The sequence below is a fragment of the Cellulosimicrobium sp. SJTW-1 genome, assembly GCF_047716875.1.
GTDB classification, from domain to species: domain Bacteria; phylum Actinomycetota; class Actinomycetes; order Actinomycetales; family Cellulomonadaceae; genus Cellulosimicrobium; species Cellulosimicrobium funkei.
Map to the genome: position 1 here is coordinate 2,182,063 of NZ_CP136680.1, position 25,330 is coordinate 2,207,392.

Here is a 25,330-nt window from a genome sequence, read left to right on the forward strand (position 1 = left end):
GATGACATGTCAACGACACGGCGTCTCGTCCAGCTCGTGCTGGGCCTCGCGCTCTTCGGGGCGAGCATCGCCGTCCTCGTCCGGGCCGGTCTGGGGCTGTTCCCCTGGGACGTGCTGCACCAGGGCGTCGCCCGGGCGACCGGCCTGCCGCTCGGCGTCGTCGTGGTGCTGGCGAGCGTCGCGGTGCTGGTGCTCTGGATCCCGCTGCGCCAGCGTCCCGGCCTCGGCACGGTCGCCAACGTGGTCCTCGTCGGCGTCTTCGTCGACCTGTCGCTCGCGGTCCTCCCGGCCGTCGAGCCGCTCCCCTGGCGCATCGTGCTGCTCGTCGCGGGCGTCGTGCTCAACGCCGCCGCCACGGGCCTCTACATCGGTGCGGGCTACGGCCCCGGGCCCCGCGACGGGCTCATGACCGGTCTCGCGGCACGCGGCTGGCCGCTGGGCTGGTCGCGCCTCGCGATCGAGCTCGCCGTGCTCGGCATCGGCATCGCGCTCGGCGGCACGGTCGGCGCGGGCACCGTCGTCTACGCGCTCGCGGTCGGGCCGCTGGTCCGGCCGTTCCTCACCCTGTTCACCGTCCGGACGCCGCGACCCGCGGACCGTCTCGGCCCCGCTCCCACCCCCTCAGGAGAGTCGTCGTGAAGCTGCTCGTCGTCGTCGCCAGCACACGCCCGACCCGCGTCGGTCCCGCCGTCGCCGACTGGTTCCTCGCCCAGGTGCCCGCCGACCCGGGCCTCGAGGTCGACGTCGCCGACCTCGCGGACATCGCCCTGCCGTTCCTCGACGAGCCCGTCGACGCGCACTCCGGCGGGTACGTGCACCCCCACACGCGGGCGTGGAGCGCGCGTGTCGAGGCGGCCGACGCCGTCGTGCTCGTCATGCCGGAGTACAACCGCGGGTACACGGCCCCGCTGAAGAACGCGCTGGACTACCTCGCCGACGAGTGGCGCGACAAGCCGGTGGGCTTCGTCTCCTACGGGATGACGTCCGGAGGGATGCGCGCGGTCGAGGCGATCACGCCCGTCGTCGTGGCGCTCGGCATGGTCCCCGTCGGGACCGCGGTCACGGTGCACCTGCGTCGTTGGCTCGGCGACGACGGCCGCGTCCACGACGACGGCACGCTCGCAGGGGCCGCCGCGCGGATGGTCGGTGACGTCCGTCGGCTCACCGCGCTGCTGCGGCCCGCGTCCGTCCCGGTCTGACGCCGCCGTGCGACGTCGCGCTCAGGTGCCGGTCCGGCCCGGCCGGGACCGCGGTGTCCGACGGCGCTCGTCGTCGCCACCGAGGGCGGCGCCGAGCGCCGCGAGCACGAGCAGGTCCACCACGAGCCCGGCGACGCCGACCCACTGCAGCGCGCGGAACACGAGGAGCTGCGTGAGCAGGAGCGAGACGAGCACGCCGCGCCGGACCCAGACGGCGCCGGCGCGGCGGTCCTCGGGCTGTCCGCGACGGGACGCCACCACGCCGACGACGACGCACGCGACCGTCGCGGCGACGCCCGCGGCGATGCCGGCCCCGACCCAGGTGGGCACGTCGACGTCGCCGACCAGCACGCGCAGCCCCGCGAGCAGCGAGCCCAGCGCCGTCCCGAGCACGAGCACGACCACCACGACGGCGGCCCAGCGGCGCTGGAGCGTCTGCGCGAACCAGGCCGACGAGCGCCGCACGAGGGCGCGCACCGGGTCGGGCACGTCGACGTCGTCGCGCGGCACGGCCTCGACGAGCGCCGCGACCTCGTCGGCCGTCGGCTCGCCGCGGCCCAGCGCGACGAGCGCGCGGGCCTCGTCGCGCGCGTCGTCGGTGAACCCGCCGGCGACGCCCGCGACGGCGCGGTCGGTCGCGACCGCGAGGTACTCGGCCGGGTGGTGGCGCCGCCACCCGTGCAGCGCCTCGACGACGAGGACGAGCACGACGACCGTCGCGTAGATGAGCGCCGCCGTCGGCTCGTAGAAGTAGTCGTTGTCCGCGGTGACGAACTTGCCGATCTCGTCGACGAACAGCCCGAACCCGATCCCGCCCACGAACGCGCCGAGCGAGCGCAGCGCCGGGCCCACGAAGGACAGCAGCAGCACGAGGGCGAGCGCCATGCCGAGACCGCCCCACAGCACGTGCGCGACGTGCAGGTCTCCCCCGCCGACCTGCGGGTACCCCGACGCCGCGAGGAAGAACCGCGTCACGAGCACCGTCGCGACGGCGACCACGAGGAACGTCACGACGTGCCGCACGGCCGCGGTGTCCCGGGCCGCGCCCAGGCGTAGGGCGCGGCTCCGCCGGGAGGCCCCGGCGGAGGCGCGCCCCGTGCCCGTGCTCACCGCTTGCGCTTCTCCCGCACGCGGACGCTGATCTCGATGGGCGAGCCCTCGAACCCGAACGTCTCGCGCAGGCGGCGCTCGATGAAGCGGCGGTAGCCCGCCTCGAGGAACCCGGTCGCGAACACGACGAACCGCGGCGGGCGCGTCGAGGCCTGCGTCGCGAAGAGGATGCGGGGCTGCTTGCCGCCGCGCAGCGGGTGCGGGTGGGCGGCGACGAGCTCGCCGAGGAACGCGTTGAGGCGGCCCGTCGGGATGCGCGTGTCCCAGGAGTCGAGCGCGCGCTCCATCGCCGGGGCGAGGCGGTCGGTGTGCCAGCCGGTGCGGGCCGACACGTTGACGCGCGGCGCCCACTGCACCTGCACGAGGTCCTTCTCGATCTCGCGCTCGAGGTACGGGCGACGGTCGTCGTCCATGAGGTCCCACTTGTTGTACGCGATGACGAGCGCGCGGCCCGCGTCCACGACCTGGGAGATGACGCGCGTGTCCTGCTCGGTGAGCGGCACGGATGCGTCCACGAGCACGACGGCGAGCTCCGCCTTCTCGATCGCGGCCTGCGTGCGCAGCGACGCGTAGAAGTCGGCACCCTTCGTCTGGTGCACGCGGCGCCGGATGCCGGCGGTGTCGACGAGGACGTACGGGACGTCCTTGATCGTCACGAGCTCGTCGACCGGGTCGCGCGTCGTGCCCGCGACCTCGTCGACGACGACGCGGTCGGCGCCCGCGAGCTTGTTCAGCAGCGAGGACTTGCCGACGTTCGGGCGCCCGACGAGCGCGACGCGACGCGGCCCGGTCGGCCGCACCTGGCCGTGCTCGGACTCCGTGGGCAGCGCCGCCATCGCGGCGTCGAGCAGGTCGCCCGTCCCGCGGCCGTGCAGCGCGGACACGGGGTGCGGCTCGCCGAGGCCCAGGCTCCACAGGTACGCGGCGTCCGCCTCGCCCGACTGCCCGTCGACCTTGTTGGCGCACAGCACGACGGGCTTGCCCGACTCGCGCAGGAGGCGCACGACGCGCTCGTCCGTCGCGGTCGCGCCGACGGTCGCGTCGACGACGAAGAGCACCGCGTCGGCGAGGGAGATCGCGACCTCGGCCTGCTCGGCGACCTTGGACTCGATGCCCGCGACGTCGACCTCCCAGCCGCCGGTGTCGACGAGCGTGAAGCGGCGTCCGGCCCAGTCGGCCGGGTAGCTCACGCGGTCGCGCGTGACGCCCGGCTTGTCCTCGACGACGGCCTCGCGGCGGCCGAGGATGCGGTTGACGAGCGTCGACTTGCCGACGTTCGGGCGCCCGACCACGGCGAGCACGGGCAGGGGCGCCTCGGGCGCCGCGCCGTCGAGCGCGTCCTCGTCGGCGTCGAGCAGCGCGAGGTCGGCGTCCTCGAGCTCGTAGTCGTCGAGTCCGGCGCGCAGCGCGCGCTCGCGCGCCTCGTCGTCCGCGGCGTCCGCGGGCGCCAGGGGCTCCTCGGCCTGACCGACGGCGTCGGTCTGTCCGGGCGTGCCGGGCTGGGCGGGGTCGGGTGTGGTCATGGGGTCTATTCTCCCAGGCCGCGGGCCAGGCTCCGAACCGGGCCGCGGGCGCGTCGTGCGGGCACCCGTCCGGCGCGCCCGGCGTCAGCCCGCGGCACCGTCCCGGCGGGCGGCGAGCCGCGCGACGACGGCCCGCACGACGTCGTCGGGCACGGGCTCCGCGAGCGGGAACCGCAGCGTGCCCTTGCCGTCCTGGTAGCGCGCGATGCGGCGCGCGAGCGCGTCGTCGACCTCGGGCACGGGGTAGAGCGAGACGTGGTGGGCCCAGCCCGCGAGGTAGACGACGTACCGGCCGTCGCGCGTGAAGGTCGGGATGCCGTAGCTGATGCGCTCGCCCAGGCCGGGCACCGTGTCGTGCACCACGGCGCGCAGGCGCGCGACGACCTCGCGCGCGTCCGGGGCGAGCGTCGCGAGGTACTCGTCGACGGTCGTGGGCTTGCCGGGCGGCTCGGCCATGCGTGCTCCCTCCCCCGCGGGCGGCGCCTGCCCGGCCCTGCGACGGGGCGTCGGCGCCTGAGCGCGAACCTACCGCGCGACGGGCGTGCCCGCGAGACGCACGAGCACGACCCCGGCGACGACGAGCACGCCGCCCGCGGCCTGCACGAGGCTCGGCACCTCGCCGAGCAGGAGCCACGCGATGGCGACGGCGAACAGCACCTCGGACAGCCCGACGAACGACGCGAGGCGCTCGCCCATGCGCACGGTCGCGGCGACGCCGGACACGTAGGCGAACGCCGTCGCGACGAGCACGACGACCGCGAGCGGGACGTACCAGGGCGCCGACGAGCCGAGGAGCGTGACGTCGACGAGCGGGGCGGCGAAGGGCAGCACGCCCGCGAGCGCCGCCGCGCCGAGCGCGAGCGCCCCGACGCCGAGCCCGCTCGCGGCGAGCGCGACGGGCGGCAGGCGCGTCGGGCGCGCGGACAGCACGAAGTAGGCGCCCAGCCCTACCGCCGCGCCGAGCGCGAGGAGGACGCCGAGGAGGTCGGGGCGGGCGCCGCCCGGGTCGACGACGAGCACGAGCCCGAGGACCGCGACGGCGCAGCCGGCGAGCGTGAGCCGGGGCGGCACGTGGCGCGTGCGGGCCCAGGCGAGGCCGACGAGGAGCACGGGCGCGAGGTACTCGACGAGCAGCGCGATGCCGACGGGCATGCGCGCGACGGCCGCGAAGTAGCACAGCTGGGTCCCCGCGACGGCGACGAGGCCGAACCCGAGGACGAGCCGCCACTCCTCGCGCAGGAGGCGGTGGCTGCCGCGCAGGGCGACGGCCGCGACCGGGGCGAGGACGAGCGCCGAGCACAGGGCGCGCGCGAGGACGGCGGCGCCCGGCGTCCAGCCCGCCTCGAGGAGCGGCTTGACGAACGGGCCGCTCGCGCCGAACGCGAGGGCGGACGCGAGCCCGACGAGCAGACCCGTGCCCGGGCGGTCGCCCACCACGTGCGCCACCGGGCGGTCCGGCCTCACGGCGTCGGCCGGTCCCCGCGCGGGTCGTCCAGCGGCAGCGCCACGCCGGTCAGCGCGACGGTGTCGGCGACCAGCTCGGCGAGCGCGGTGCGGATGCGCTCGTTCGCGTCCTCGAGCGCCTGCTTGCCGCTCACCCCGGGCGCGCGCTCGACGGTGAGCGGCTCGCCGAAGCGGACGACGAGCCGACGGCGCAGCCCGGGGATCCGGTTGACGCCCTCGCCCGCGCGGCGCGTGCCGAGCACGGCGACGGGCACCACGCGGGCGTGACCGTTGAGCGCGAGCCACGCGGCCCCGGCACGCGCAGAGGTGGCGTCGCCGCGCCCGCGGGCGCCCTCGGGGAAGACGCCGACCGCGCCGCCGCGCCGCAGCACGCCGAGCCCGGCCGCGAGCGCGGGGCGCCCGCCGGTGCGGTCCACGGGGATCTGCCCGGCGGCGCGCAGCACCCAGCCGACCGGCCCGGTGAACATCTCCTCCTTGACGAGGACGTGCAGCGGGCGCGGCGCGACCCCGAGGACGAGCGGCCCGTCGACGACGCCGGTGTGGTTCGCGGCGAGCGCGACCGGACCCTCGGCCGGGACGTGCTCCGCGCCGACGACCTCCGTCGCCCACACGACGCGCGCGAGCAAGCGGCCCACCCAGCGCGACCACGCCGGCCCGGCGGGCGATGGGACGCCATCTCCCGTGCCGCGGCTCACGAGCCCTGGCGCGGGCCGACCACCCGCCCGGTGACCTGCTCGACCACGGAGAGCACCGCGTCGATCGTCTGCTCCAGGTCGAGGTCGGACGAGTCGACGGTCACGACGCCGTCGGCCGCGACCTGGAACTGCGAGACCGTCGCGTCGTCGCGGTCGCGCCGCAGCACCTGGTCCTTCGTCGCCTCGACGGCGGCCGCGTCGGCCGTCCCGTGCACGTCGAGCGAGCGGCGCGCGAGGCGGGCCTCCTCGCTCGCGGTGAGGAGCACGCGCACGTCGGCGTCGGGGGCGACGACCGTCGTGATGTCCCGGCCCTCCGCCACGACGCCGCGGCCGCCGGCGAAGCCCGCGGGCGTGCGCTCGGTCTCGATGACCGCGCGCTGGAGACGCCGCAGCTCGGCGCGCACCGCGAGGTTGGTCGCGACGGCGCTCACGGCCGTCGAGATCTCGGTCGAGCGGATCGCCTCGCCGACGTCCGTCCCGTCCACGTGGACGGTCGGACCGGACGGGTCGAGGCCCATGACGAGCGGCATGACGCGCACGGCGTGCGCGACGGCGTCCTGGTCGGCGAGGTCCTCGCCGCGGTGCAGGCACCACCAGGTGGCGGCGCGGTACATCGCGCCCGTGTCGAGGTAGGCGAGGCCGAGGCGGCGCGCGACGCCCTTGGACACGCTCGACTTGCCGGACCCCGACGGCCCGTCGATCACGACCGTCAGCGCGCCGTCGGCGCGACCCTCCCCCGCGCCCGGCGTCCCCGCGCTCACTGGGCGAGGTCCTTGCGCAGCGCCGTCGCCCCGTGCAGGTAGACGTGCTGGACCGCCGCGCGGTCGACGTCGAGCTCCGCGTGCGCCATGAGGCGCACCACGCGGGGCAGCGCGCCGGGCACCGCGATCTCCGTCGCGCACATGAGCGGCACGTCGCCGAGACCCATCTCGCGCGCCGCGGCGGCCGGGAAGTCGGCCACCAGGTCGGGGGTGCACGTGAAGAGGATCGAGATGAGCGCGCCGGTGTCGACGGCGTTCGCGTCGAGCACCTCCTGGACGAGCTCGCGCGTGCGCGCGAACAGGTGCTCGCGCTCGTCGGCGTCGAGCTGGGTCGCGCCCCGGATCGCCCGGACCGGCATGGATGGTGCTCCTTCGTGCGGGACGGCCCGCCTCGCGGCGGTCCGTCGGGGTGGTGGTGCGGGACGCGCGGACCTAGAGCCCGACGCCCGCCATGAGCGTGCCGAGCTCGGTGCGACCGAGCACGCGCGTCGTGCCTGGGCGCAGGTTGCCGAGCGCGATCGGGCCGATGCGCGTGCGCACGAGGCGCGTCACGGGGTAGCCGACCTCCTCGAACATGCGCCGCACGACCCGGTTGCGGCCGGAGTGCAGCACGACCTCGATCATCGTCTGGTCCGCGACCTGGTCGACGACGCGGTACGCGTCCGCCTGCACGACCCCGTCCTCGAGCTCGATCCCGTGCAGGAACTTGTTCGCGACGTTGCCCGCGACCTTGCCGCGCACCGTGACGAGGTACGTCTTGGCCACCTCGTGCGACGGGTGCGCGAGGTGGTTCGCGAGCTCGCCGTCGTTCGTGAGGAGCAGCAGGCCCTCGCTGTCCGCGTCGAGGCGGCCCACGTGGAACAGGCGCTCGGGCCGGTCGGCGACGAGCTCCGCGATGGACGGGCGGCCGTCCGGGTCGTGCATGGTCGACACGACGCCGCGCGGCTTGTTGAGGGCGAGCGTCACGCGCGAGGAGTCGAGCTGCAGGCGCATCCCGTCGACGTGCACGACGGCGCGCGCCGGGTCGACCCGCACGCCCAGCTCGGTGACCCGCACGCCGTCCACCTCGACGCGGCCCTGCGCGATGAGGTCCTCGCACGCGCGGCGCGACCCGAGCCCGGCCGACGCGAGCACCTTCTGCAGGCGCACGCCGTCCTCGACGTGGACGTCGCGCTGGGGCTCGCTGGGCTGCCCGCGCACGGGACGGCGCGGCCGGCCCGCCGCCTGGCCGGCGCGGGGCGCCGACGTGCCGCGACCCGCGGCAGGGCGACCCCGACCGACAGCCGCGCCGCGGCCCGCGCCGGTCGCCCGACCGGCACCCTGGCCACGACCGGCGCCCTGCTCCCGGCCCTCGCCGCGCCGCCGCCCGCGGACGAGCCCTGCGCGGACGAGCCGCCGCGCCGGGGCGCGCCGCCCGCGCGTACGCCGTCGCCGCCCCGCGGGCCGCCACGACGCGCGTCGCCGTTCCCGCCGCGGCGTGCGTCGCCCGCCCCGTCGCGGGGCGTGCGCCCGCGCCCTCCGTCGCCGGAGCGGCGTCCGTCCTTCGAGCTCATGCGTGTCCTTCGTCCGTCGGTCCGTGCGTGACGTCGTGCGTCACGCCGGGTGTCGTGGCGGTCGGCGCCGGTGCGCCGTCCGCGTCGTCAGCCGCGACGTCGGGAGCGTCCGGCGGCGCCGCGACGCCCGTCGGCCGCGCGGGAGCGCGCAGGTCGGCGAGCCCGTCGAGGCCCTCGAGGTCGTCCATGTCCGGCAGGTGCGGCGCGAGCGGGGGGAGCTCGTCGAGCGACGTGAAACCCATGCGCTCGAGGAAGTACCCCGTGGTGCCGAAGAGGCCGGCGCCGGTGTGCGGGTCCTGGCCGACCTCGGCCACGAGCCCGCGCGCCACGAGCGTGCGCACCACGCCGTCCACGTTGACCCCTCGCACCGCCGACACCTGGCCGCGGCTGACCGGTTGACGGTACGCGATCACGGCCAGAGTCTCCAACGCCGCCTGCGTGAGCCGGGCCGTCTGGCCGCCCTGCACGAACCTCCCCACGACCTCGGCGTGCGCGGGCGCGGAGTACACGCGCCACCCGCCGCCCGCCGCGCGCAGCTCGAACCCGCGGGGCCGACCGCCGTCGTCGCCGCGGTACTCGGCCGCGAGCTCGTGCAGCGCGTCCAGCACCTCGTCGACCGGGACCGCGAGCGCCGCCGCGAGCTCGACCGGCGGGATCGGCTCGTCCGCGACCATGAGCACGGCCTCGAGCGCGGACGGCAGACCGCCCGGGAGGTCGTGCACGGCGGGCGGGCGGGCGTCGTCCGGGGCCGGGCCGTCGTGGGGCTGCGTCACGCGGGGACCTCCTGGTCGGTGGCGGCGAGGATGGCCGCCGGGTCGGGCTCGTCGCCCTCGTCGAACTCGCTGCCGACGTCGGCGAGCGGCGGCTCGGCCGCGTCGTCGTCGCCCGACCACCGCACGGTGAGCTCGCCGAGCGGCGTCACCTGGTCGAACGCGACGAGCGCCTGGCGGAACAGCTCGAGCAGCGCGAGGAACCGCGCGACGACCACGGCGGTCTCCCCCGCGTCCGCGACGAGGGCGCGGAACGTCGTCGTGCCGTGGCTGCGCACGCGGTCGACGACGATCCCCGCCTGCTCGCGCACGCTGACGGCGGGGGCGTGCAGGTGGTCGAGCGAGACGCCGGGCGGCGGCGCCTTGGGGGCGAGCGCGCGGGCCGCGAGCACGGCGAGCTGGTCCGGACCCATGGTCCACACGAGCTCGGGCAGCAGGGCGGCCAGGTGCGGCTCGAGCTGCACGACGCGCGGGAACCGGCGCCCGGCGCTCTCGAGCCGCTCGGCGAGCAGGCCCGACACGTCCTTGTACGCGCGGTACTGCAGCAGCCGCGCGAAGAGCAGGTCGCGGGCCTCCAGGAGCGCCAGGTCCTCGTCGTCCTCGACGCTGCCCGTCGGCAGCAGCCGGGCCGCCTTGAGGTCGAGCAGCGTCGCGGCGACGACGAGGAACTCGCTCGCGGTGCCGAGGTCCCAGCCGGGGTGGTCCTCCCCCCCGGCCCGCGCGACGGCGGCGGCGCGCTCGGCCGCGCGGATGTACGCGATGAAGTCGTCCGTCACGCGCGCGAGCGCGACCTCGGTGATGTCGAGCTTGTGCTTCGTGATGAGCGACAGCAGCAGGTCGAAGGGCCCGCTGAAGTTGTCGAGCCGGACCTCGAACCCGGCCCGCGCGGGCGGCTCCGTCGGTGGTGGCGGCTCAGGCGGCGTCGCCACGGGCGACCAGCTCCCGGGCGAGCTGCCGGTACGCGACGGCGCCCGGGTGGTTCGGCGCGTACACGGTGATGGGCTCGGCCGCGACGGACGCGTCCGGGAACTTCACGGTGCGCCCGATCACGGTGTGGAGCAGCTTGTCGCCGAACGCCTCGTGCACGCGCGCGACGACCTCGCGCGAGTGCAGCGTCCGCGAGTCGAACATCGTGGCGAGGATGCCGTCGACGTCGAGGCGCGGGTTGAGCCGGTCACGCACCTTCTCGATCGTCTCGACGAGCAGAGCGACGCCGCGCAGCGCGAAGAACTCGCACTCGAGCGGGATGAGCACGCCGTGCGCGGCGGTGAGCGCGTTCACGGTGAGCAGGCCGAGCGAGGGCTGGCAGTCGACGAGGATCACGTCGTAGTCGTCCACGACCGGGCGCAGGACGCGCGACAGGACGGACTCGCGCGCGACCTCGCCCACGAGCTGCACCTCGGCGGCCGAGAGGTCGATGTTCGCGGGCAGCAGGTCGAGGTTCTCGACGTCGGTGCTCACGAGCACGTCGTGGATGTCCGCGCCGCGCTCCATGAGCAGGTTGTAGACCGTGCGGTCGAGCTCGTGCGGGTTCACGCCGAGGCCGACGGACGCGGCGCCCTGCGGGTCGAAGTCGACGAGCAGGACCTTGCGCCCGTACTCGGCGAGCGCGGCGCCCAGGTTGATGGTCGTCGTCGTCTTGCCGACGCCGCCCTTCTGGTTGCACATGGCGATGATGCGGCCCGGGCCGTGCGCGGCGAGCGAGGCCGGGACGGGGAACTCCGGCAGGGTGCGGCCGACGACGTCGACGCGCGGTTCGGCGGCGGCCGAACGGTCCGCGGGCTGCTCGACGGGGCGGTCGGCGGGAGGCGCCGCGTTCCCCTCGGCGGAGGTCTGCGGGACGACCGGACGGACGGCGTCGCCGTGCGAGCCGTGCGCGCCGCGCGTCTCGGGCTGGGTCTCGGCCTGGCTGCTCACGTCCGCCACGGTATCGCAGGACCTCGCCCGGTCCCGTGCGTACGCGCCCGCGCGCCGCGTTCCGGGACGACGCGGCGCGGCGGTACTGGCGGCGGTGCTGCGGCGGTGCCGGGGGGCGCTATGGCCCCGTCGCGGCGCGGGATCAGCCCAGCGCGCGGGGGTGCGCGGCCGCGTAGACCTCGCGCAGCGTGTCGGGCGTCACGAGCGTGTAGATCTGGGTCGTGGTGACCGACGCGTGGCCCAGCAGCTCCTGCACGACGCGCACGTCCGCGCCGCCGGCGAGCAGGTGGGTCGCGAACGAGTGCCGCAGCGTGTGCGGCGAGATGCGTTCGGGGTGCTCGATCCCGGCGCGCTCGGCCGCGGTGCGCAGCACGGCCCACGCGCTCTGCCGGGACAGGCGCGCGCCGCGCGTGTTGAGGAACACCGCGGGCGTCCCCCGCCCGTTCGCGGCGAGCGCGGCGCGCCCGCGCACGAGGTAGGCGTCGAGGGCGCGGCGCGCGAACGACCCGACGGGCACCACGCGCTCCTTGCCGCCCTTGCCCAGGAGGCGCACGGCGCCGCTGTCGAGGTCCAGGTCGTCGACGTCGAGGCTCACCGCCTCGGTGATGCGCGCGCCGGTCGAGTACACGAGCTCCAGGAGCGCGCGGTCGCGCAGGGGGCCGGGCCCGTCCCCGACGCCGGACGCCTCGAGGATGCGTGCGACCTCGTCGGTAGAGATGGCCTTCGGCAGCCGCCTGCCCTGGGCGGGCGGACGGACGTCGGCCGACGCGTCGGCGTCGGCCAGGCCCTCGGCCGCGCAGAAGCGGTGCCAGCCGCGCACGGCCGCCACCGACCGGGCGGTCGACGACGGCGACAGGGGCGCGCCGCCGTCGGCCCCGGTGCGCAGCGCGGTGACGTAGTCGGCGACGTCGTCCGCCTCGACGTCGCGCACGGCGTGGTTGCCGCGCGACGCGAGGAACGCGACGTAGCGCGCGAGGTCGCGGCGGTAGGCCGCGACCGTGTTGGCGGACAGCCCGCGCTCGACGGCGAGGTGCGCCAGGTACTCGCGCGCGGCGCGGTCCAGCGCCTCGGGCACGTGGGCCTCGCCGGGGCTCATGGCGTCACTGCCCTGCCGGGACGGCCGGGCTCACAGCGGCAGGAAGACGTCGACCGCCACCGCGACGAAGAGCAGGGTCAGGTACGTGATGGACGCGTGGAAGACCTTCATCTCCCCCACCTTGCCGCCCTTGCCGTCGGCCTTGTCGCGCGCCCGGCGCAGCATCGTCACGCACGACGTCAGGAACCAGGCGCCGAGGGCCGTGGCCACGACGCCGTAGACCCAGGTCATGCTGGCGAGCGGCCACAGCGCGAGGGACGAGGCGACCATCGCGACGCCGTAGAGGATCATCTCGCGCGCGACCCTGCTGTCGTCCGCGACGACGGGGAGCATCGGGACGCCCGCGTTCGCGTAGTCCCGCTTGAACTTCATCGACAGCGGCCAGTAGTGCGGCGGGGTCCAGAAGAAGATGACGAGGAACAGCGCGAGCGCCGCCCAGCTCAGCGAGCCCGTGACCGCCGACCAGCCGATGAGCACCGGCATGCAGCCCGCGATGCCGCCCCACACGATGTTCTGCGGAGTACGGCGCTTGAGGATCATCGTGTAGCCGACGACGTAGATCGCGATCGCCCCGAACGTCAGCCACGCGGACACGACGTTGACCAGCAGCGCGAACCAGACCAGCGACACCACGCCGAGGACGGTCGCGAACACGAGCGCCGCGCGCGGGGTGATCTCGCCCGTGACGAGCGGGCGCCGTTTGGTGCGGTTCATGACCTCGTCGATGTCGCGGTCGAGGTAGCAGTTGTAGACGTTCGCGGAGGCCGCGGCGAGCGTGCCGCCGACGAGCGTCGCCAGGATCAGCCCGATGCCCGGCAGCCCGCCCTGCGCCAGGATCATCGTCGGGACCGTCGTGACGAGGAGGAGCTCGATGATGCGCGGCTTGGTGAGGGCGACGTAGGCGCCGACCCGCTCGCGCAGCGCGCGGGTCGCGCCGGCGACCTCGGCCGTCGGGGCGACGGAGGTCGCGGGGGCCGTCGGAGAGGACGGCTGCTGGGTCGACGCGGCGCTCGACGGGCTTCCGGTCCCGTCGATCGGTGCCTGGCTCGTGGTGTGCACGCGCTTCGGTGTTCCGTTCTGAGGTGGGGGGCGAGCTGGGACGGACCGCCGGTCGTCCTCGCTCATCGTACGTCCCCGCCTGCGCGGGGGCCGACCGGACGGGCCGGGCGATTGTGTGACATCCGACCGAAATCCAGCACGTGGGCACCGCCCGGCCGGGAACGGCGCACGCGTATAGGCTGGTGCCCGCGACCGTCCCGCGTCGGACCGCCCGCCACGGACGTGGCCTCCGGGCCGCGCGACGGGCACCGGGCCGCCCCGCCCCCTGAGGCGCGAGGCCGGGAAATGTTCAACGGTTGCTTCGAGTTGTCGCGAGGATCCGGGGCGCGCGCTCCGGACGGGAATGAGGTTCGGTGAACGCGTTGTCCCCTGCTCACACGCCCCTGGACTGGACGGACCTGGACGACCGGGCCGTCAAGACGATCAAGGCGCTCGCCGCCGACGCCGTGGAGAAGGTGGGCAACGGCCACCCGGGCACCGCGATCTCGCTGGCCCCCGCCGCGTACCTGCTGTTCCAGAAGGTCATGCGCCACGACCCGTCCGACGACCACTGGGTGGGTCGTGACCGGTTCGTGCTCTCCGCGGGCCACTCGTCGCTGACGATCTACCTCCAGCTCTTCCTCGCCGGGTACGGCCTGGAGATGGAGGACATCGAGGCGCTGCGCACGTGGGGCTCCAAGACCCCCGGCCACCCCGAGTACAAGCACACCCGCGGCGTCGAGATCACGACCGGCCCGCTCGGCCAGGGCCTCGCGTCGTCGGTCGGCATGGCGTTCGCGGCGCGCCGCGAGCGCGGCCTGCTCGACCCGTCCACCACGCCGGGCGAGTCGCCGTTCGACCACCACGTCTACGTCATCGCCTCCGACGGCGACCTGCAGGAGGGCGTGACGAGCGAGGCCTCCTCGCTCGCGGGCCACCAGCAGCTCGGCAACCTCGTCGTGATCTGGGACGACAACAAGATCTCGATCGAGGACGACACGGACATCGCGTTCACCGAGGACGTCCTCGCGCGCTACGCCGCGTACGGCTGGCACACCCAGCGCGTCGACTGGACCAACGGCGGCACGGGCTACGCGGAGGACGTCGACGCGCTGCACGCCGCGATCGAGGCCGCCAAGGCCGAGACGGGCAAGCCGTCGATCATCGCGCTGCGCACGATCATCGGGTACCCGTCGCCCACGAAGCAGAACACCGGCGGCATCCACGGCTCCGCCATGGGCGCCGACGAGATCAAGGGCCTCAAGGTCGAGCTCGGCCTCGACCCCGAGGCGAGCTTCGCGATCGACGACGAGGTGCTCGCGTACACGCGCGCCGTCGGCGAGCGCCAGGCCGACGCCCGCGCCGCCTGGGACCGGGCGTTCGAGGCGTGGAAGACCGCCAACCCGTCCGGCGCCGAGCTGCTCGACCGCCTCTCGCGCCGCGAGCTCCCGGCCGGCTGGGAGGACGCGCTGCCCACGTTCGAGGCGGGCAAGGCCGTCGCGACGCGCTCCGCGTCCGGCAAGGTCCTCACCGCGCTCAAGGACGTGCTGCCCGAGCTCTGGGGCGGCTCCGCCGACCTCGCGGGCTCGAACAACACGACGATGGACGGCGAGCCGTCGTTCGTGCCGGCCGAGCACGCGACGAAGAAGTTCCCGGGCCACGAGTACGGCCGCACGCTGCACTTCGGCATCCGCGAGCACGCCATGGGCGCGATCCTCAACGGCATCGTCCTGCACGGCGGCACGCGCGCCTACGGCGGCACGTTCCTCCAGTTCAGCGACTACATGCGTCCCGCCGTCCGGCTCGCCGCCCTCATGGAGATCCCGACGACGTTCGTGTGGACGCACGACTCGATCGGCCTCGGCGAGGACGGCCCGACGCACCAGCCCGTCGAGCACCTCGCGGCGCTGCGCGCGATCCCGGGCCTCGACGTCGTGCGCCCGGCCGACGCGAACGAGACCGCGTGGGCCTGGCGCACCGTGCTCGAGAACACCGAGCGCCCGGCGGGCCTCATCCTCACGCGCCAGAACGTGCCGACGTTCCCGCGCGGGACCGACGGCTACGCCGACGCGTCCGGCACGGCGCGCGGCGGCTACGTGCTGCTCGACACCGAGGGCACGCCGGACGTCATCCTCATCGGCACCGGCTCCGAGGTGCAGCTCGCCGTCGAGGCGCGCGAGATCCTCGCGGCCGAGGGCGTGCAGGCGCGCGTCGTGTCGCTGCCGAGCCGCGAGTGGTTCGACGGCCAGGACGACGCCTACCGCGAGTCGGTCCTGCCGCCCGCCGTCCGCGCGCGCGTCTCGGTCGAGGCGGGCGTCGCGCAGGGCTGGCGCGAGCTCGTCGGCGACGCCGGCCGCTCCGTGAGCCTCGAGCACTACGGCGCGTCCGCGGACTACCAGGTGCTGTACCGCGAGTTCGGCATCACGTCCGAGGCCGTCGCGACGGCGGCGCGCGAGTCGATCGCCGCGGCGCGCGGCGGCGACGCCCCGGGCGCCGAGCCCACTCCCTCGGAGGGCGGCACTGGCGACCTGCGCTGACCCTTCGTAGATTCCGAGGTGGGGCCGTGCACGCGGCCCCACCTCGGGACACCCCGGACGACCGCCACGAGCGGCGACCCGGGCGCACGTCCGCAGCGAGAGCACCACGAGAGGAAGTCCGATGACGCAGCCCACCACCGTCCCCGGCCCCATCGAGCAGCTCACGGGAGCGGGCGTGTCGATCTGGCTCGACGACCTCTCCCGAGAACGGCTGCGCACCGGCAACCTCGCCGAGCTGGTGGCGACGCGCGGCGTCGTCGGCGTGACCACGAACCCCACGATCTTCGCGTCGGCGCTCGCGAAGGGCGACGCCTACGACGCCCAGCTCGCCGACCTCGCGGCCGCGGGCACCGACGACGCGGCCGTGGAGGCCGCCGTCGAGCGCATCACGACCGACGACGTTCGCGCCGCCGCCGACCTCCTGCGCCCCGTCTACGACGCCACCGACGGCGTCGACGGGCGCGTCTCGATCGAGGTCGACCCGCGCCTCGCCCACGACGCCGACGCGACGGTCGTCACGGCGGAGCGCCTGTGGCGCACGATCGACCGCCCGAACGTCTACATCAAGATCCCGGCGACGGTCGCGGGCCTCGACGCGATCACGCGCACGCTCGCGCAGGGCATCAGCGTCAACGTGACCCTCATCTTCTCCCTCGCGCGCTACCGCGCGGTCATGGAGGCGTTCGCGATCGGGCTGGAGCAGGCGCGCGCCGACGGCGTCGACCTTGCGCCCGTGGGCTCCGTCGCCTCGTTCTTCGTCTCGCGCGTCGACACCGCGGTGGACGCCGCGCTCGAGAAGGTCGGGACGCCCGAGGCGCTCGACCTGCGCGGGCAGACCGCCGTCGCGAACGCGCGCCTCGCGTTCGAGGCCTACGAGGAGTTCCGCCAGACGGACCGCTGGCGCTCGCTCGTCGCGTCCGGCGCGCAGCCCCAGCGTCCCCTGTGGGCCTCGACGGGCGTGAAGAACCCCGAGTACCGCGACACGATGTACGTCGACGAGCTCGTCACGGACGGCGTCGTGAACACCATGCCCGAGGCGACGCTCCAGGCGTTCGCGGACCACGGCGTCGTGACGGGCGACACGGTCACCGGCACGGCGACCGCGTCGCGGCGCACGATCGAGACCGTCGAGTCGTTCGGCGTCTCCCTCGTCGAGGTCACCGACCGCCTCGAGGCCGAGGGCGTGCGCAAGTTCGAGGACAGCTGGACCGAGCTCCTCGCCACGACGCGCGACAACCTCCGCCGCCTCGCCTCCTCCTGACCTCCGGCGCGCGGCCGGCGTCCCGGCCGCGCGTCCGACCTGCGGGAACGGCGGCGCACCCCGTCGCGACGCCCCTATGATCCGCAGACGCCCAAGCCCTTCTGCAGTCCTCCGACCCCTCCCCGAACGGAACGGTGCCACCAGGTGAGACCGGCCAAGATCACGCCAGAGCACAACCCTCTGCGCGACCCCCTCGACCTGCGCCTGCCCCGGATCGCGGGCCCGTGCGGGCTCGTCATCTTCGGCGTCACGGGCGACCTCGCCCGCAAGAAGCTCATGCCCGCCGTCTACGACCTCGCCAACCGCGGCCTGCTCCCCCCGGGCTTCGCGCTCACGGGCTTCGCGCGCCGCGACTGGGAGGACCAGGACTTCGCGCAGGTCGTGCACGACGCCGTCAAGGAGCACGCGCGCACGCCGTTCCGCGAGGCGACGTGGCGCCAGCTCTCCGAGGGCATCCGGTTCGTCCAGGGCTCGTTCGACGACGACGAGGCGTTCGAGCGCCTGCGCGAGACGGTCGAGACGCTCGACGCCGAGCGCGGCACGGGCGGCAACCACGCGTTCTACCTGTCGGTCCCGCCGAGCGCGTTCCCCGTCGTGTGCCGCCAGCTCGCCGAGTCGGGGCTGTCCCGCTCGGCGGAGGACGCGTGGCGGCGCGTGGTCATCGAGAAGCCGTTCGGCCACGACCTCGCGAGCGCGCGCGAGCTCGACGCCGTCGTGTCGGAGGTCTTCCCGCCCGACTCGGTCTTCCGCATCGACCACTACCTCGGCAAGGAGACGGTCCAGAACCTCCTCGCCCTGCGCTTCGCCAACCAGATGTTCGAGCCCATCTGGAACGCGAACTACGTCGACCACGTGCAGATCACGATGGCCGAGGACATCGGCATCGGGGGCCGCGCCGGCTACTACGACGGCATCGGCGCCGCGCGCGACGTCATCCAGAACCACCTGCTCCAGCTGCTCGCGCTCGTCGCGATGGAGGAGCCGGTGTCGTTCGACGCGCCCTCGCTGCGGGCCGAGAAGATCAAGGCGCTCTCCGCCGTGCGGCTGCCGCGCGAGCTGTCCCGGCACACGGCCCGCGGGCAGTACGCCGCCGGCTGGCAGGGCGGCGAGGAGGTCATCGGCTTCCTCGAGGAGGACGGCATCCCCGACACCTCCACCACGGAGACGTACGCGGCGGTCCGCGTCGACATCGACAACCGCCGCTGGGCGGGCGTCCCCTTCTACCTGCGCACGGGCAAGCGCCTCGGGCGCCGCGTGACCGAGGTCGCCGTCGTGTTCAAGAAGGCCCCGCACCTGCCGTTCGAGAGCTCGCAGGCGTCGGACCTCGGGAACAACGCGCTCGTGATCCGCGTCCAGCCGGACGAGGGCGTGACGATGCGCTTCGGCGCCAAGGTCCCGGGCACCGCGATGGAGGTCCGCGACGTGACGATGGACTTCGGCTACGGGCACGCGTTCACGGAGTCGTCGCCGGAGGCGTACGAGCGCCTCATCCTCGACGTCCTGCTCGGCGACCCGCCGCTGTTCCCCACGCGCGAGGAGGTCGAGCTCTCCTGGAAGATCCTCGACCCGATCACCGCGCACTGGGCCGCGAAGGGCAAGCCCGAGCCGTACCGGTCGGGCACGTGGGGGCCGGAGTCCGCCGACGCGATGCTCGCGCGCGACGGCCGCGCCTGGCGGCGCCCGTGAGCGCCCCGGCGCCCGCCGAGCGGGCCGCGCGCACCCGAGAGACCCCCCGACCCCGTCGTGCGCCGGTACGCGGCACGACCCTCCGACCGGCGAGGACCCCGCGATGATCATCGACCTGCCCGACACGACGACGAACGCGGTGAACAAGCGCCTCGTGCGCCTGCGCGACGAGGGCGGCGCGATCGCGCTGGGCCGCGTCCTCACGCTCGTCGTCATCGCGCGCGAGTCCGACGTCGAGACGTCGATCGAGGCCGCGAACGACGCGAGCCGCGAGCACCCGTGCCGCGTCATCGTCGTCGCGCCGTCCGGGCGCAGCGCGACGCCGCACCTCGACGCGCAGATCCGCGTCGGCGGCGACGCGGGCGCGTCCGAGGTGGTCGTGCTCCGCACCGCCGGGCCGCTGCTCGAGCACGCGGACACGCTCGTCATGCCGCTCCTGCTGCCCGACGCGCCCATCGTCGTGTGGTGGCCGGGCCAGCCGCCCGCGTCCCCCGACGACGACCCGGTCGGCGCCATGGCGCAGCGGCGCATCACCGACTCGATCACGGCGAAGGACCCCGAGGCGACGCTCGCGCAGCTCGCGCAGACGTACGGCCCGGGCGACTCCGACCTCGCGTGGGCCCGCGTGACGCTGTGGCGCGGCCTCATCGCCGCGGCGCTCGACCAGCCGCCCTACGAGCCGGTGACGAGCGTCGTCGTCGAGGGCCAGGCGAAGCACACGTCGCTCGACCTGCTCGCCGCGTGGCTGGGCTCGCGACTGCGCTGCCCGGCGCAGGTGGTGCGACGGCGCGGTGCCGAGGCGATCACGCGCGTGACGCTCGAGCGCAAGAGCGGGCCGATCGTCCTCGACCGCCCCGACGGCCGCACGGTGACGATCAGCCAGCCGGGCAAGCCCGACCGCCGCGTCGCGCTGCCCATCCGGACGCTCAGCGAGGCCCTCATCGAGGAGCTGCGCCGGCTGGACCCCGACGAGATCTACGGCGAGGTGCTCACCAAGGGCCTGCAGAAGGAGGGCGCGTGACCGCCGCGGGGCCGGGCACCCCGGCGCGCCTGGTCGTCGTGCACCCCGACGCCGGCGTGCTCGCCGAGGCGGTGGCGTCGCGGCTCGTGACCCGCCTGCTCGACGTGCAGTCGGTCCGCCGCCCCGTGCACGTCGTGCTGACGGGCGGGACCGTCGGGATCGCGAGCCTGGCCGCGCTCGCGCGCCATCCCGCGCGCGACGCCGTCGACTGGTCCGGCGTGCACGTGTGGTGGGGCGACGAGCGCTTCCTCGCGTGCGGCGACGGCGAGCGCAACGAGACGCAGGCGCGCGCGGCGCTGCTCGACCACCTGCCGCACCTCCCGCCCGAGAACGTGCACCCGATGCCGGCCGCGGACGCGGCCGCGACCCCCGAGGAGTCGGCGACCGCGTACGCGGCGACGCTCGCGGAGCACGCGCCGGACGGCGAGCGGGTCCCGGCCTTCGACGTCCTGCTGCTCGGCATGGGCCCCGACGGCCACGTCGCGTCGCTCTTCCCGGACCACCCCGGGCTCGACGTCACGGGCACCCCGACGGCGGGCGTCCACGGCTCCCCCAAGCCGCCGCCCGAGCGCGTCACGCTGACGTTCGAGGCGATCGCGCGGGCCCGTCAGGTGTGGGTCGTCGCGGCGGGAGCCGAGAAGGCGCCCGCGGTCGCGTCGGCGCTCGCCGGCGCGCCGACGCGCGAGACCCCGGCCGCCGCGGTCGCGGGGACGGAGGCCACGCTGTGGCTCGTCGACGTCGCCGCGGCCGGCACCGGGACCCCGACCGAGACGGACGAGGGTCGCGCGTGACGACCGGCGGCGAGCACCCGGCGGACCCCGCGGCCACGTGGGACGCCGTCGACGCGTACTTCGCGCCCCTGGTGGCCGAGGACGACGTGCTCGCCGCCGCGTCGGCGCGCGCCCGGGACGCCGGTCTCCCCGAGATCCAGGTCTCCCCCGCCCAGGGTCGGCTGCTGCAGCTCCTCGCGCTCGCGTCGGGCGCGCGGCGCATCCTCGAGGTCGGCACCCTGGGCGGCTACTCGACGATCTGGCTCGCCCGGGCCCTTCCCGCCGACGGCACGCTCGTCACGTGCGAGATCGACCCGGCCCACGCCGCCGTCGCGCGCGAGTCCCTGGCCGCGGCCGGGCTCTCCGGAACGGTGGACGTCGTCGTCGGACCGGCCGCGGACACGCTGCGAGGGCTCGTCGCGGACGGCGCCGCGCCGTTCGACCTCGTGTTCGTCGACGCCGACAAGCCCTCGAACCCGGTCTACCTCGACCTCGCGCTGCGGCTCTCGCGCCCCGGGACGCTCCTCGTCGTGGACAACACCGTCCGCGGCGGGGCCGTCGCGGACGCGGCGAGCACCGACCCGAACGTGCTCGGCGTGCGGGAGATGGCGGATCGCGTCGTCGCGGACCCGCGCCTCGACGCCACGGCCGTGCAGACCGTCGGGTCCAAGGGCTACGACGGCTTCGTGCTCGCGCGCGTGCGCGGCTGAGCCGCTACCCGGACCGTCCCGGCCGGGTTCAGCGGCCGCGGCGGGCGCGCAGCGCGGCGAGCGCCTCGTCGAGGATCGCGACGCCGTCCTCGTCGCTGCGCCGCTCCTTCACGTACGCGAGGTGCGTCTTGTAGGGCTCGTTGCGCGACGGCGACGGCGGGTGCTCCTGGTCCTGACCGGCCGGGAACCCGCACCGCGGGCAGTCCCAGGTCTCCGGCGCCTCGATGCCCGCCTCCGACGAGAAGCTGGGTCGCGTCTCGTGGCCGTTGGCGCACCAGTACGACACCCAGAAGCGCGGCGCGATCTCGCCGCGCTCCGACTCCCCGAGCGGTCCCGCCCCGACGCGCGACCCTCGGATCGCGTTACCACCTGCCACGTGCTCTCTCCCCCGTCCGTGCCGCCGTCGGCACTCGTTCCTGCCCGGACCGCGCGACCGTGCGCGGCTTGCCCCCTGCCGACTGCGGACTCTCCTGCCGTCCCGACGACGCCCCGGTGGGCGCGTGCGGTCAGACGACCTTCTGGAGGAGACCCAGGAGCACGATGACGACGGCCCAGACGAGGGCGAACGCCACGGTGATGCGGTTGAGGTTGCGCTCGGCGACGCCGGAGCTGCCCACGGAGCTCGAGATCCCGCCGCCGAACATGTCGGAGAGGCCGCCACCCTTCCCCTTGTGCATGAGCACGAGCAGGGTGAGGAAGGCGCTGGTCAGCACCAGCAGGATCTGGAGGATGATGCGCAGCACGTCCACGAGTACGTCCTTGAGGCTCAGGGCCGGCCCGACCGATGTCGGGACCGACCGCACGGTTGTCGTGCGCGGGCGTGACCCGCGGCACAGGGGACAAGAGTAGGCGACGTGGGGCCGCCGCGGCCAACCCCGTCCGCCGTCGTCCCCGGACGGCGGCCGACGGCCCCGGGACGCGGTCCCGGGGCCGTCGGTGCGGGGTGCGAGGCGGAGGTCAGGCGCCGGTCGCGTGCGACTGGTAGCGCGCGATCTTCGCGAACTCCTCGGGGTCGAGGCTCGCGCCGCCGACGAGCGCGCCGTCGACGTCCGGCTGGGCCATGATCGCGGCCACGTTCGACGACTTCACCGAGCCGCCGTACAGGACGCGCGTCGCGTTCGCGAGGTCCGCGTCGTACAGGTCGCCGAGGGCGCCGCGGATCGCACCGCAGACCTCCTGGGCGTCCTCGGGCGTCGCGACCTCGCCCGTGCCGATGGCCCACACGGGCTCGTACGCGATGACGAGCGTCGCGAGCTGGGGGGCGGGGATGCCCGCGAGGGCGCCCTCGACCTGGGCGAGCGTGTAGGGGATCTGCTCGCCAGCCTTGCGCACGTCCAGGCCCTCGCCCACGCACAGGATCGGGGCGATGCCCTGACCCACGGCGGCGACGATCTTCTCGTTCACCAGGGCGTCGGTCTCGCCGTGGTACTGGCGGCGCTCTGAGTGCCCGATGGCGACGTAGCTCACGCCGAGCTTGGCCAGCATCGACGCCGAGATCTCGCCCGTGTACGCGCCCTCGGCGTGCGCCGAGACGTCCTGCGCGCCGTACTTGAGCTCGAGCTTGTCCGCGTCCACGAGCGTCTGCACCGACCGGAGGTCGGTGAACGGCGGCAGCACGGCGACCTCGACGGCCGCGTAGTCGTGCTTCGCGTCCTTGAGGGTCCACGCGAGCTTCTGCACGGTGTGGGTCGCCTGGTGGTGGTCCAGGTTCATCTTCCAGTTGCCCGCCATGAGCGGGGTGCGGGTGTTCGCCACGGGTCCTTCTTCTCTCTGTGGGGCCCGCGCCGCCCGCGGGAGCGGGCGGCGCGGAGGGGTACGGGGGGCGGTCAGCCCTCGAGGACGGAGATCCCCGGCAGGTCCTTGCCCTCGAGGAACTCGAGGCTCGCGCCGCCACCGGTCGAGATGTGGCTGAAGCCCGCCTCGTCGAAGCCGAGGATGCGGACCGCGGCGGCCGAGTCGCCGCCGCCGACGATGGTGAACGCGCCGTTCGCCGTCGCGTCGACCAGGGCCTGGGCCACGGCGCGCGTCCCGCCCGAGAACGCCTCGAACTCGAACACGCCGGCGGGGCCGTTCCAGACGACGGTCTTCGCGTCGACGATCTTGCTCGCGAAGAGCTTGGCCGACTCGGGGCCGATGTCGAGGCCGATCTTGTCGGACGGGATCGCGTCCGCGGCGACGACCTCGTGCGGCGAGTCCGCGGCGAACGCGTCGGCCACCACGATGTCCGTCGGCAGGACGATCTCGACGCCGTTCTTCTCCGCGTCCGCGAGGTAGCCCTTGACCGTGTCGATCTGGTCCTCCTCGAGGAGGGACTTCCCGACGCCGTAGCCCTTCGCCGCGAGGAACGTGAACACCATGCCGCCGCCGATGAGCAGGCGGTCCGCCTTGGTGAGCAGGTTCGCGATGACGCCCAGCTTGTCGGAGACCTTCGAGCCGCCGAGCACGACCGCGTAGGGGCGCTGCGGGTCCTCCGTCGCCTTGCGCAGCGAGTCGACCTCCTTGAGGACGAGCTCGCCCACCGCGGACGGGAGCACCTGCGCGACGTCGTAGACCGACGCCTGCTTGCGGTGCACGACGCCGAAGCCGTCGGAGACGAAGACGTCCGCGAGCTGCGCGAGGTCGCGGGCGAGCGCCTGGCGCTCCGCGTCGTCCTTCGACGTCTCGCGCGGGTCGAACCGGATGTTCTCCAGCAGCGCGACCTCGCCGTCGCCGAGCGCGGCGACCGTCTCGCGCGCCGAGTCGCCGACGACGTCCTGCGCCAGGTGCACCGGCACGCCGAGCAGCTCGCCCAGGCGGGCCGCGACGGGCGCGAGGGAGTACTTCGGGTCCGGCTCGCCCTTGGGGCGGCCGAGGTGCGCGGTGACGATCACCTTCGCGCCCGCGTCCGTCAGCTTCTTCAGCGTCGGGAGCGCGGCGCGGATGCGCCCGTCGTCCGTGATGGTCGTCCCGTCGAGCGGGACGTTGAAGTCGGAGCGGACGAGGACGCGCTTGCCGCGCAGGTCGCCCAGGGAGTCGATGGTCTTCATGCGGTCTCCTACGGTTCTGTCGCCGTCGTGCGGGACGCCTGCCGGCAGCCGGCCCGGCCCGCACATGAGGACGTCCGCGTGCGCGTCACCGGGCGGTGCCGGGACGCGCACGCGGACGCATGGTGCTACGCAGGGATGTGCTGCGTCAGCAGGTGGCTCAGAGCTTCTCGCCGACCAGGGCGGTCAGCGCGACGAGGCTGTTCGAGTAGCCCCACTCGTTGTCGTACCAGGAGACGACCTTGACCTGGTCGCCGATCACCTTCGTGAGCTTCGAGTCGAAGATGCTCTGGTGCGGGTTGGTGACGATGTCGCTCGACACGATCTCGTCGTCGACGTACTCGAGGATGCCCTTGAGCGGGCCCTCGGCCGCCGCCTTGAGCGCGGCGTTGACCTCGTCGACCGTGACCTCGCGCGAGGCGGTGAAGGTGAGGTCCGTCGCCGAGCCCGTGATGACCGGGACGCGCAGCGCGTAGCCGTCCAGCTTGCCCTTGAGCTCGGGCAGGACGAGCGACACGGCCTTGGCCGCACCGGTCGAGGTCGGGACGATGTTCTGCGCGGCGGCGCGGGCACGACGCAGGTCGCGGTGCGGGCCGTCCTGGAGGTTCTGGTCACCTGTGTAGGCGTGGATCGTGGTCATGAGACCACGCTCGATGCCGATCGAGTCGTTGAGCGCCTTGGCCAGCGGGGCGAGGCAGTTCGTGGTGCACGACGCGTTCGAGATGATGTGGTGCGCGGCCGGGTCGTACTGGTCCGAGTTCACGCCCATGACGAACGTGGCGTCCTCGTTCTTGGCCGGGGCCGAGATGATGACCTTCTTGGCGCCGGCGTCGATGTGCGCCTTCGCCTTGGTCGCGTCGGTGAAGAAGCCGGTCGACTCGATGACGATGTCGGCGCCGAGCTCGCCCCAGGGGAGGTTCGCCGGGTCGCGCTCCGCGAGCGCACGGATCTTCTTGCCGTCGACGACGATGTTGTCGTCGTCGAAGTCCACGCTCAGCGGGAAACGGCCGAGGACCGTGTCGTACTTGAGCAGGTGCGCGAGCGTCTTGTTGTCCGTGAGGTCGTTCACGCCGACGATCTCGATGTCGGCGCCCGACTCGACGATGGCGCGGTAGAAGTTCCGTCCGATACGACCGAAGCCGTTGATACCGACGCGGATGGTCACAATGCCCTCCTCAGGGCGCGCCGGTTGTCCC

Annotated in this window: 26 protein-coding genes; 8 read left to right on the top strand and 18 right to left on the bottom strand. The window is 74.6% G+C overall.

Annotated elements, in window-relative coordinates; translation table 11 throughout:
• Positions 1-6: 6 nt before the first annotated feature.
• Both RSE42_RS09970 and RSE42_RS09975 read left to right on the top strand, forming a co-directional pair.
• Complete coding sequence (locus tag RSE42_RS09970) at positions 7-639, top strand: YczE/YyaS/YitT family protein (protein WP_114553277.1); 633 nt, start codon at positions 7-9, stop codon at positions 637-639.
• The gene (locus RSE42_RS09975; protein WP_034656331.1) at positions 636-1,199 is read left to right on the top strand and encodes an NADPH-dependent FMN reductase; all 564 of its coding nucleotides are present in this window, start codon (positions 636-638) and stop codon (positions 1,197-1,199) included. The genes RSE42_RS09970 and RSE42_RS09975 overlap by 4 nt, the downstream gene beginning before the upstream one ends.
• Positions 1,200-1,220: 21 nt before the next feature.
• Here RSE42_RS09975 and RSE42_RS09980 read toward each other — a convergent pair whose 3' ends face one another.
• From RSE42_RS09980 to RSE42_RS10040, 13 genes are all read right to left on the bottom strand, one after another.
• Positions 1,221-2,309, bottom strand: coding sequence for a hypothetical protein (locus RSE42_RS09980; RefSeq protein ID WP_415296019.1), 1,089 nt, complete (start codon positions 2,307-2,309; stop codon positions 1,221-1,223).
• Entirely contained in the window at positions 2,306-3,832 is a 1,527-nt protein-coding gene (gene der, locus RSE42_RS09985; RefSeq protein WP_081600160.1) for a ribosome biogenesis GTPase Der, read from the bottom strand. The genes RSE42_RS09980 and der overlap by 4 nt, the downstream gene beginning before the upstream one ends.
• 84 nt (positions 3,833-3,916) lie before the next feature.
• Positions 3,917-4,288, bottom strand: a complete 372-nt coding sequence (locus RSE42_RS09990; protein WP_415296022.1) for an iron chaperone — start codon at positions 4,286-4,288, stop codon at positions 3,917-3,919.
• Positions 4,289-4,357: 69 nt separating this feature from the next.
• On the bottom strand, positions 4,358-5,278 hold the full coding sequence (locus tag RSE42_RS09995) for an EamA family transporter (protein ID WP_085387892.1): 921 nt from the start codon (positions 5,276-5,278) through the stop codon (positions 4,358-4,360).
• Between the two features lie 14 nt (positions 5,279-5,292).
• A complete protein-coding gene (locus RSE42_RS10000) occupies positions 5,293-5,931 on the bottom strand; it encodes a lysophospholipid acyltransferase family protein (RefSeq protein WP_415296023.1) in 639 nt (212 codons plus the stop codon).
• Between the two features lie 56 nt (positions 5,932-5,987).
• Entirely contained in the window at positions 5,988-6,752 is a 765-nt protein-coding gene (gene cmk, locus RSE42_RS10005; protein ID WP_415296025.1) for a (d)CMP kinase, read from the bottom strand.
• Positions 6,749-7,111, bottom strand: a complete 363-nt coding sequence (gene aroH, locus RSE42_RS10010) for a chorismate mutase (RefSeq protein ID WP_043660429.1) — start codon at positions 7,109-7,111, stop codon at positions 6,749-6,751. The genes cmk and aroH overlap by 4 nt, the downstream gene beginning before the upstream one ends.
• 73 nt (positions 7,112-7,184) lie before the next feature.
• Complete coding sequence (locus tag RSE42_RS10015) at positions 7,185-7,952, bottom strand: pseudouridine synthase (protein ID WP_081600364.1); 768 nt, start codon at positions 7,950-7,952, stop codon at positions 7,185-7,187.
• A 349-nt stretch (positions 7,953-8,301) separates the two neighbouring features.
• Positions 8,302-9,078, bottom strand: a complete 777-nt coding sequence (gene scpB, locus RSE42_RS10020; RefSeq protein WP_415296027.1) for an SMC-Scp complex subunit ScpB — start codon at positions 9,076-9,078, stop codon at positions 8,302-8,304.
• Positions 9,075-10,004 carry a segregation and condensation protein A gene (locus tag RSE42_RS10025; RefSeq protein ID WP_415296029.1) on the bottom strand — a complete coding sequence of 310 codons (930 nt, stop codon included), beginning with the start codon at positions 10,002-10,004 and terminating at the stop codon, positions 9,075-9,077. Before RSE42_RS10025 ends, scpB begins: the two co-directional genes overlap by 4 nt.
• On the bottom strand, positions 9,988-10,803 hold the full coding sequence (locus tag RSE42_RS10030; protein WP_051028084.1) for a ParA family protein: 816 nt from the start codon (positions 10,801-10,803) through the stop codon (positions 9,988-9,990). The genes RSE42_RS10025 and RSE42_RS10030 overlap by 17 nt, the downstream gene beginning before the upstream one ends.
• A gap of 331 nt (positions 10,804-11,134) precedes the next feature.
• A complete protein-coding gene (xerD, locus tag RSE42_RS10035) occupies positions 11,135-12,088 on the bottom strand; it encodes a site-specific tyrosine recombinase XerD (RefSeq protein WP_085387888.1) in 954 nt (317 codons plus the stop codon).
• A gap of 30 nt (positions 12,089-12,118) precedes the next feature.
• Positions 12,119-13,147, bottom strand: a complete 1,029-nt coding sequence (locus RSE42_RS10040; protein ID WP_415296031.1) for a heme o synthase — start codon at positions 13,145-13,147, stop codon at positions 12,119-12,121.
• A gap of 353 nt (positions 13,148-13,500) precedes the next feature.
• On the opposite strand from RSE42_RS10040, the gene tkt reads away from it, so the two are divergent.
• The 6 genes from tkt to RSE42_RS10070 all read left to right on the top strand — a co-directional run bounded on the left by tkt (position 13,501) and on the right by RSE42_RS10070 (position 21,111).
• Positions 13,501-15,663, top strand: coding sequence for a transketolase (gene tkt, locus RSE42_RS10045; RefSeq protein ID WP_415296033.1), 2,163 nt, complete (start codon positions 13,501-13,503; stop codon positions 15,661-15,663).
• A gap of 121 nt (positions 15,664-15,784) precedes the next feature.
• The gene (gene tal / locus RSE42_RS10050; protein ID WP_034655764.1) at positions 15,785-16,924 is read left to right on the top strand and encodes a transaldolase; all 1,140 of its coding nucleotides are present in this window, start codon (positions 15,785-15,787) and stop codon (positions 16,922-16,924) included.
• A gap of 144 nt (positions 16,925-17,068) precedes the next feature.
• A complete protein-coding gene (gene zwf, locus RSE42_RS10055; RefSeq protein WP_085387885.1) occupies positions 17,069-18,610 on the top strand; it encodes a glucose-6-phosphate dehydrogenase in 1,542 nt (513 codons plus the stop codon).
• A gap of 103 nt (positions 18,611-18,713) precedes the next feature.
• Positions 18,714-19,631, top strand: a complete 918-nt coding sequence (gene opcA / locus RSE42_RS10060) for a glucose-6-phosphate dehydrogenase assembly protein OpcA (protein ID WP_415296035.1) — start codon at positions 18,714-18,716, stop codon at positions 19,629-19,631.
• Positions 19,628-20,422, top strand: coding sequence for a 6-phosphogluconolactonase (gene pgl, locus RSE42_RS10065; RefSeq protein WP_415296037.1), 795 nt, complete (start codon positions 19,628-19,630; stop codon positions 20,420-20,422). The genes opcA and pgl overlap by 4 nt, the downstream gene beginning before the upstream one ends.
• Positions 20,419-21,111, top strand: coding sequence for an O-methyltransferase (locus RSE42_RS10070; RefSeq protein WP_085387883.1), 693 nt, complete (start codon positions 20,419-20,421; stop codon positions 21,109-21,111). Before pgl ends, RSE42_RS10070 begins: the two co-directional genes overlap by 4 nt.
• 28 nt (positions 21,112-21,139) lie before the next feature.
• On the opposite strand, the gene RSE42_RS10075 is transcribed toward RSE42_RS10070, so the two are convergent.
• From RSE42_RS10075 to gap, 5 genes are all read right to left on the bottom strand, one after another.
• Complete coding sequence (locus RSE42_RS10075; protein ID WP_415296039.1) at positions 21,140-21,487, bottom strand: RNA polymerase-binding protein RbpA; 348 nt, start codon at positions 21,485-21,487, stop codon at positions 21,140-21,142.
• A gap of 130 nt (positions 21,488-21,617) precedes the next feature.
• Positions 21,618-21,860 (bottom strand): preprotein translocase subunit SecG, encoded by a 243-nt coding sequence (gene secG, locus RSE42_RS10080; protein ID WP_021481808.1) that lies wholly within the window; start codon positions 21,858-21,860, stop codon positions 21,618-21,620.
• Between the two features lie 208 nt (positions 21,861-22,068).
• A complete protein-coding gene (gene tpiA / locus RSE42_RS10085; RefSeq protein WP_085387882.1) occupies positions 22,069-22,866 on the bottom strand; it encodes a triose-phosphate isomerase in 798 nt (265 codons plus the stop codon).
• 71 nt (positions 22,867-22,937) lie between these two features.
• Positions 22,938-24,137, bottom strand: coding sequence for a phosphoglycerate kinase (locus RSE42_RS10090; protein ID WP_415296041.1), 1,200 nt, complete (start codon positions 24,135-24,137; stop codon positions 22,938-22,940).
• Between the two features lie 157 nt (positions 24,138-24,294).
• A complete protein-coding gene (gene gap, locus RSE42_RS10095) occupies positions 24,295-25,299 on the bottom strand; it encodes a type I glyceraldehyde-3-phosphate dehydrogenase (protein WP_043654032.1) in 1,005 nt (334 codons plus the stop codon).
• Positions 25,300-25,330 lie beyond the last annotated feature (31 nt).

Excerpts from the sequence above, each read along its gene's own strand:
- RSE42_RS09970 (WP_114553277.1), top strand. The coding sequence starts at position 7 with ATGTCAACGACACGGCGTCTCGTCCAGCTCGTGCTGGGCCTCGCGCTC.
- der (WP_081600160.1), bottom strand. The coding sequence starts at position 3,832 with ATGACCACACCCGACCCCGCCCAGCCCGGCACGCCCGGACAGACCGAC.
- RSE42_RS09990 (WP_415296022.1), bottom strand. The coding sequence starts at position 4,288 with ATGGCCGAGCCGCCCGGCAAGCCCACGACCGTCGACGAGTACCTCGCG.
- aroH (WP_043660429.1), bottom strand. The coding sequence starts at position 7,111 with ATGCCGGTCCGGGCGATCCGGGGCGCGACCCAGCTCGACGCCGACGAG.
- xerD (WP_085387888.1), bottom strand. The coding sequence starts at position 12,088 with ATGAGCCCCGGCGAGGCCCACGTGCCCGAGGCGCTGGACCGCGCCGCG.
- tal (WP_034655764.1), top strand. The coding sequence starts at position 15,785 with ATGACGCAGCCCACCACCGTCCCCGGCCCCATCGAGCAGCTCACGGGA.
- opcA (WP_415296035.1), top strand. The coding sequence starts at position 18,714 with ATGATCATCGACCTGCCCGACACGACGACGAACGCGGTGAACAAGCGC.
- RSE42_RS10090 (WP_415296041.1), bottom strand. The coding sequence starts at position 24,137 with ATGAAGACCATCGACTCCCTGGGCGACCTGCGCGGCAAGCGCGTCCTC.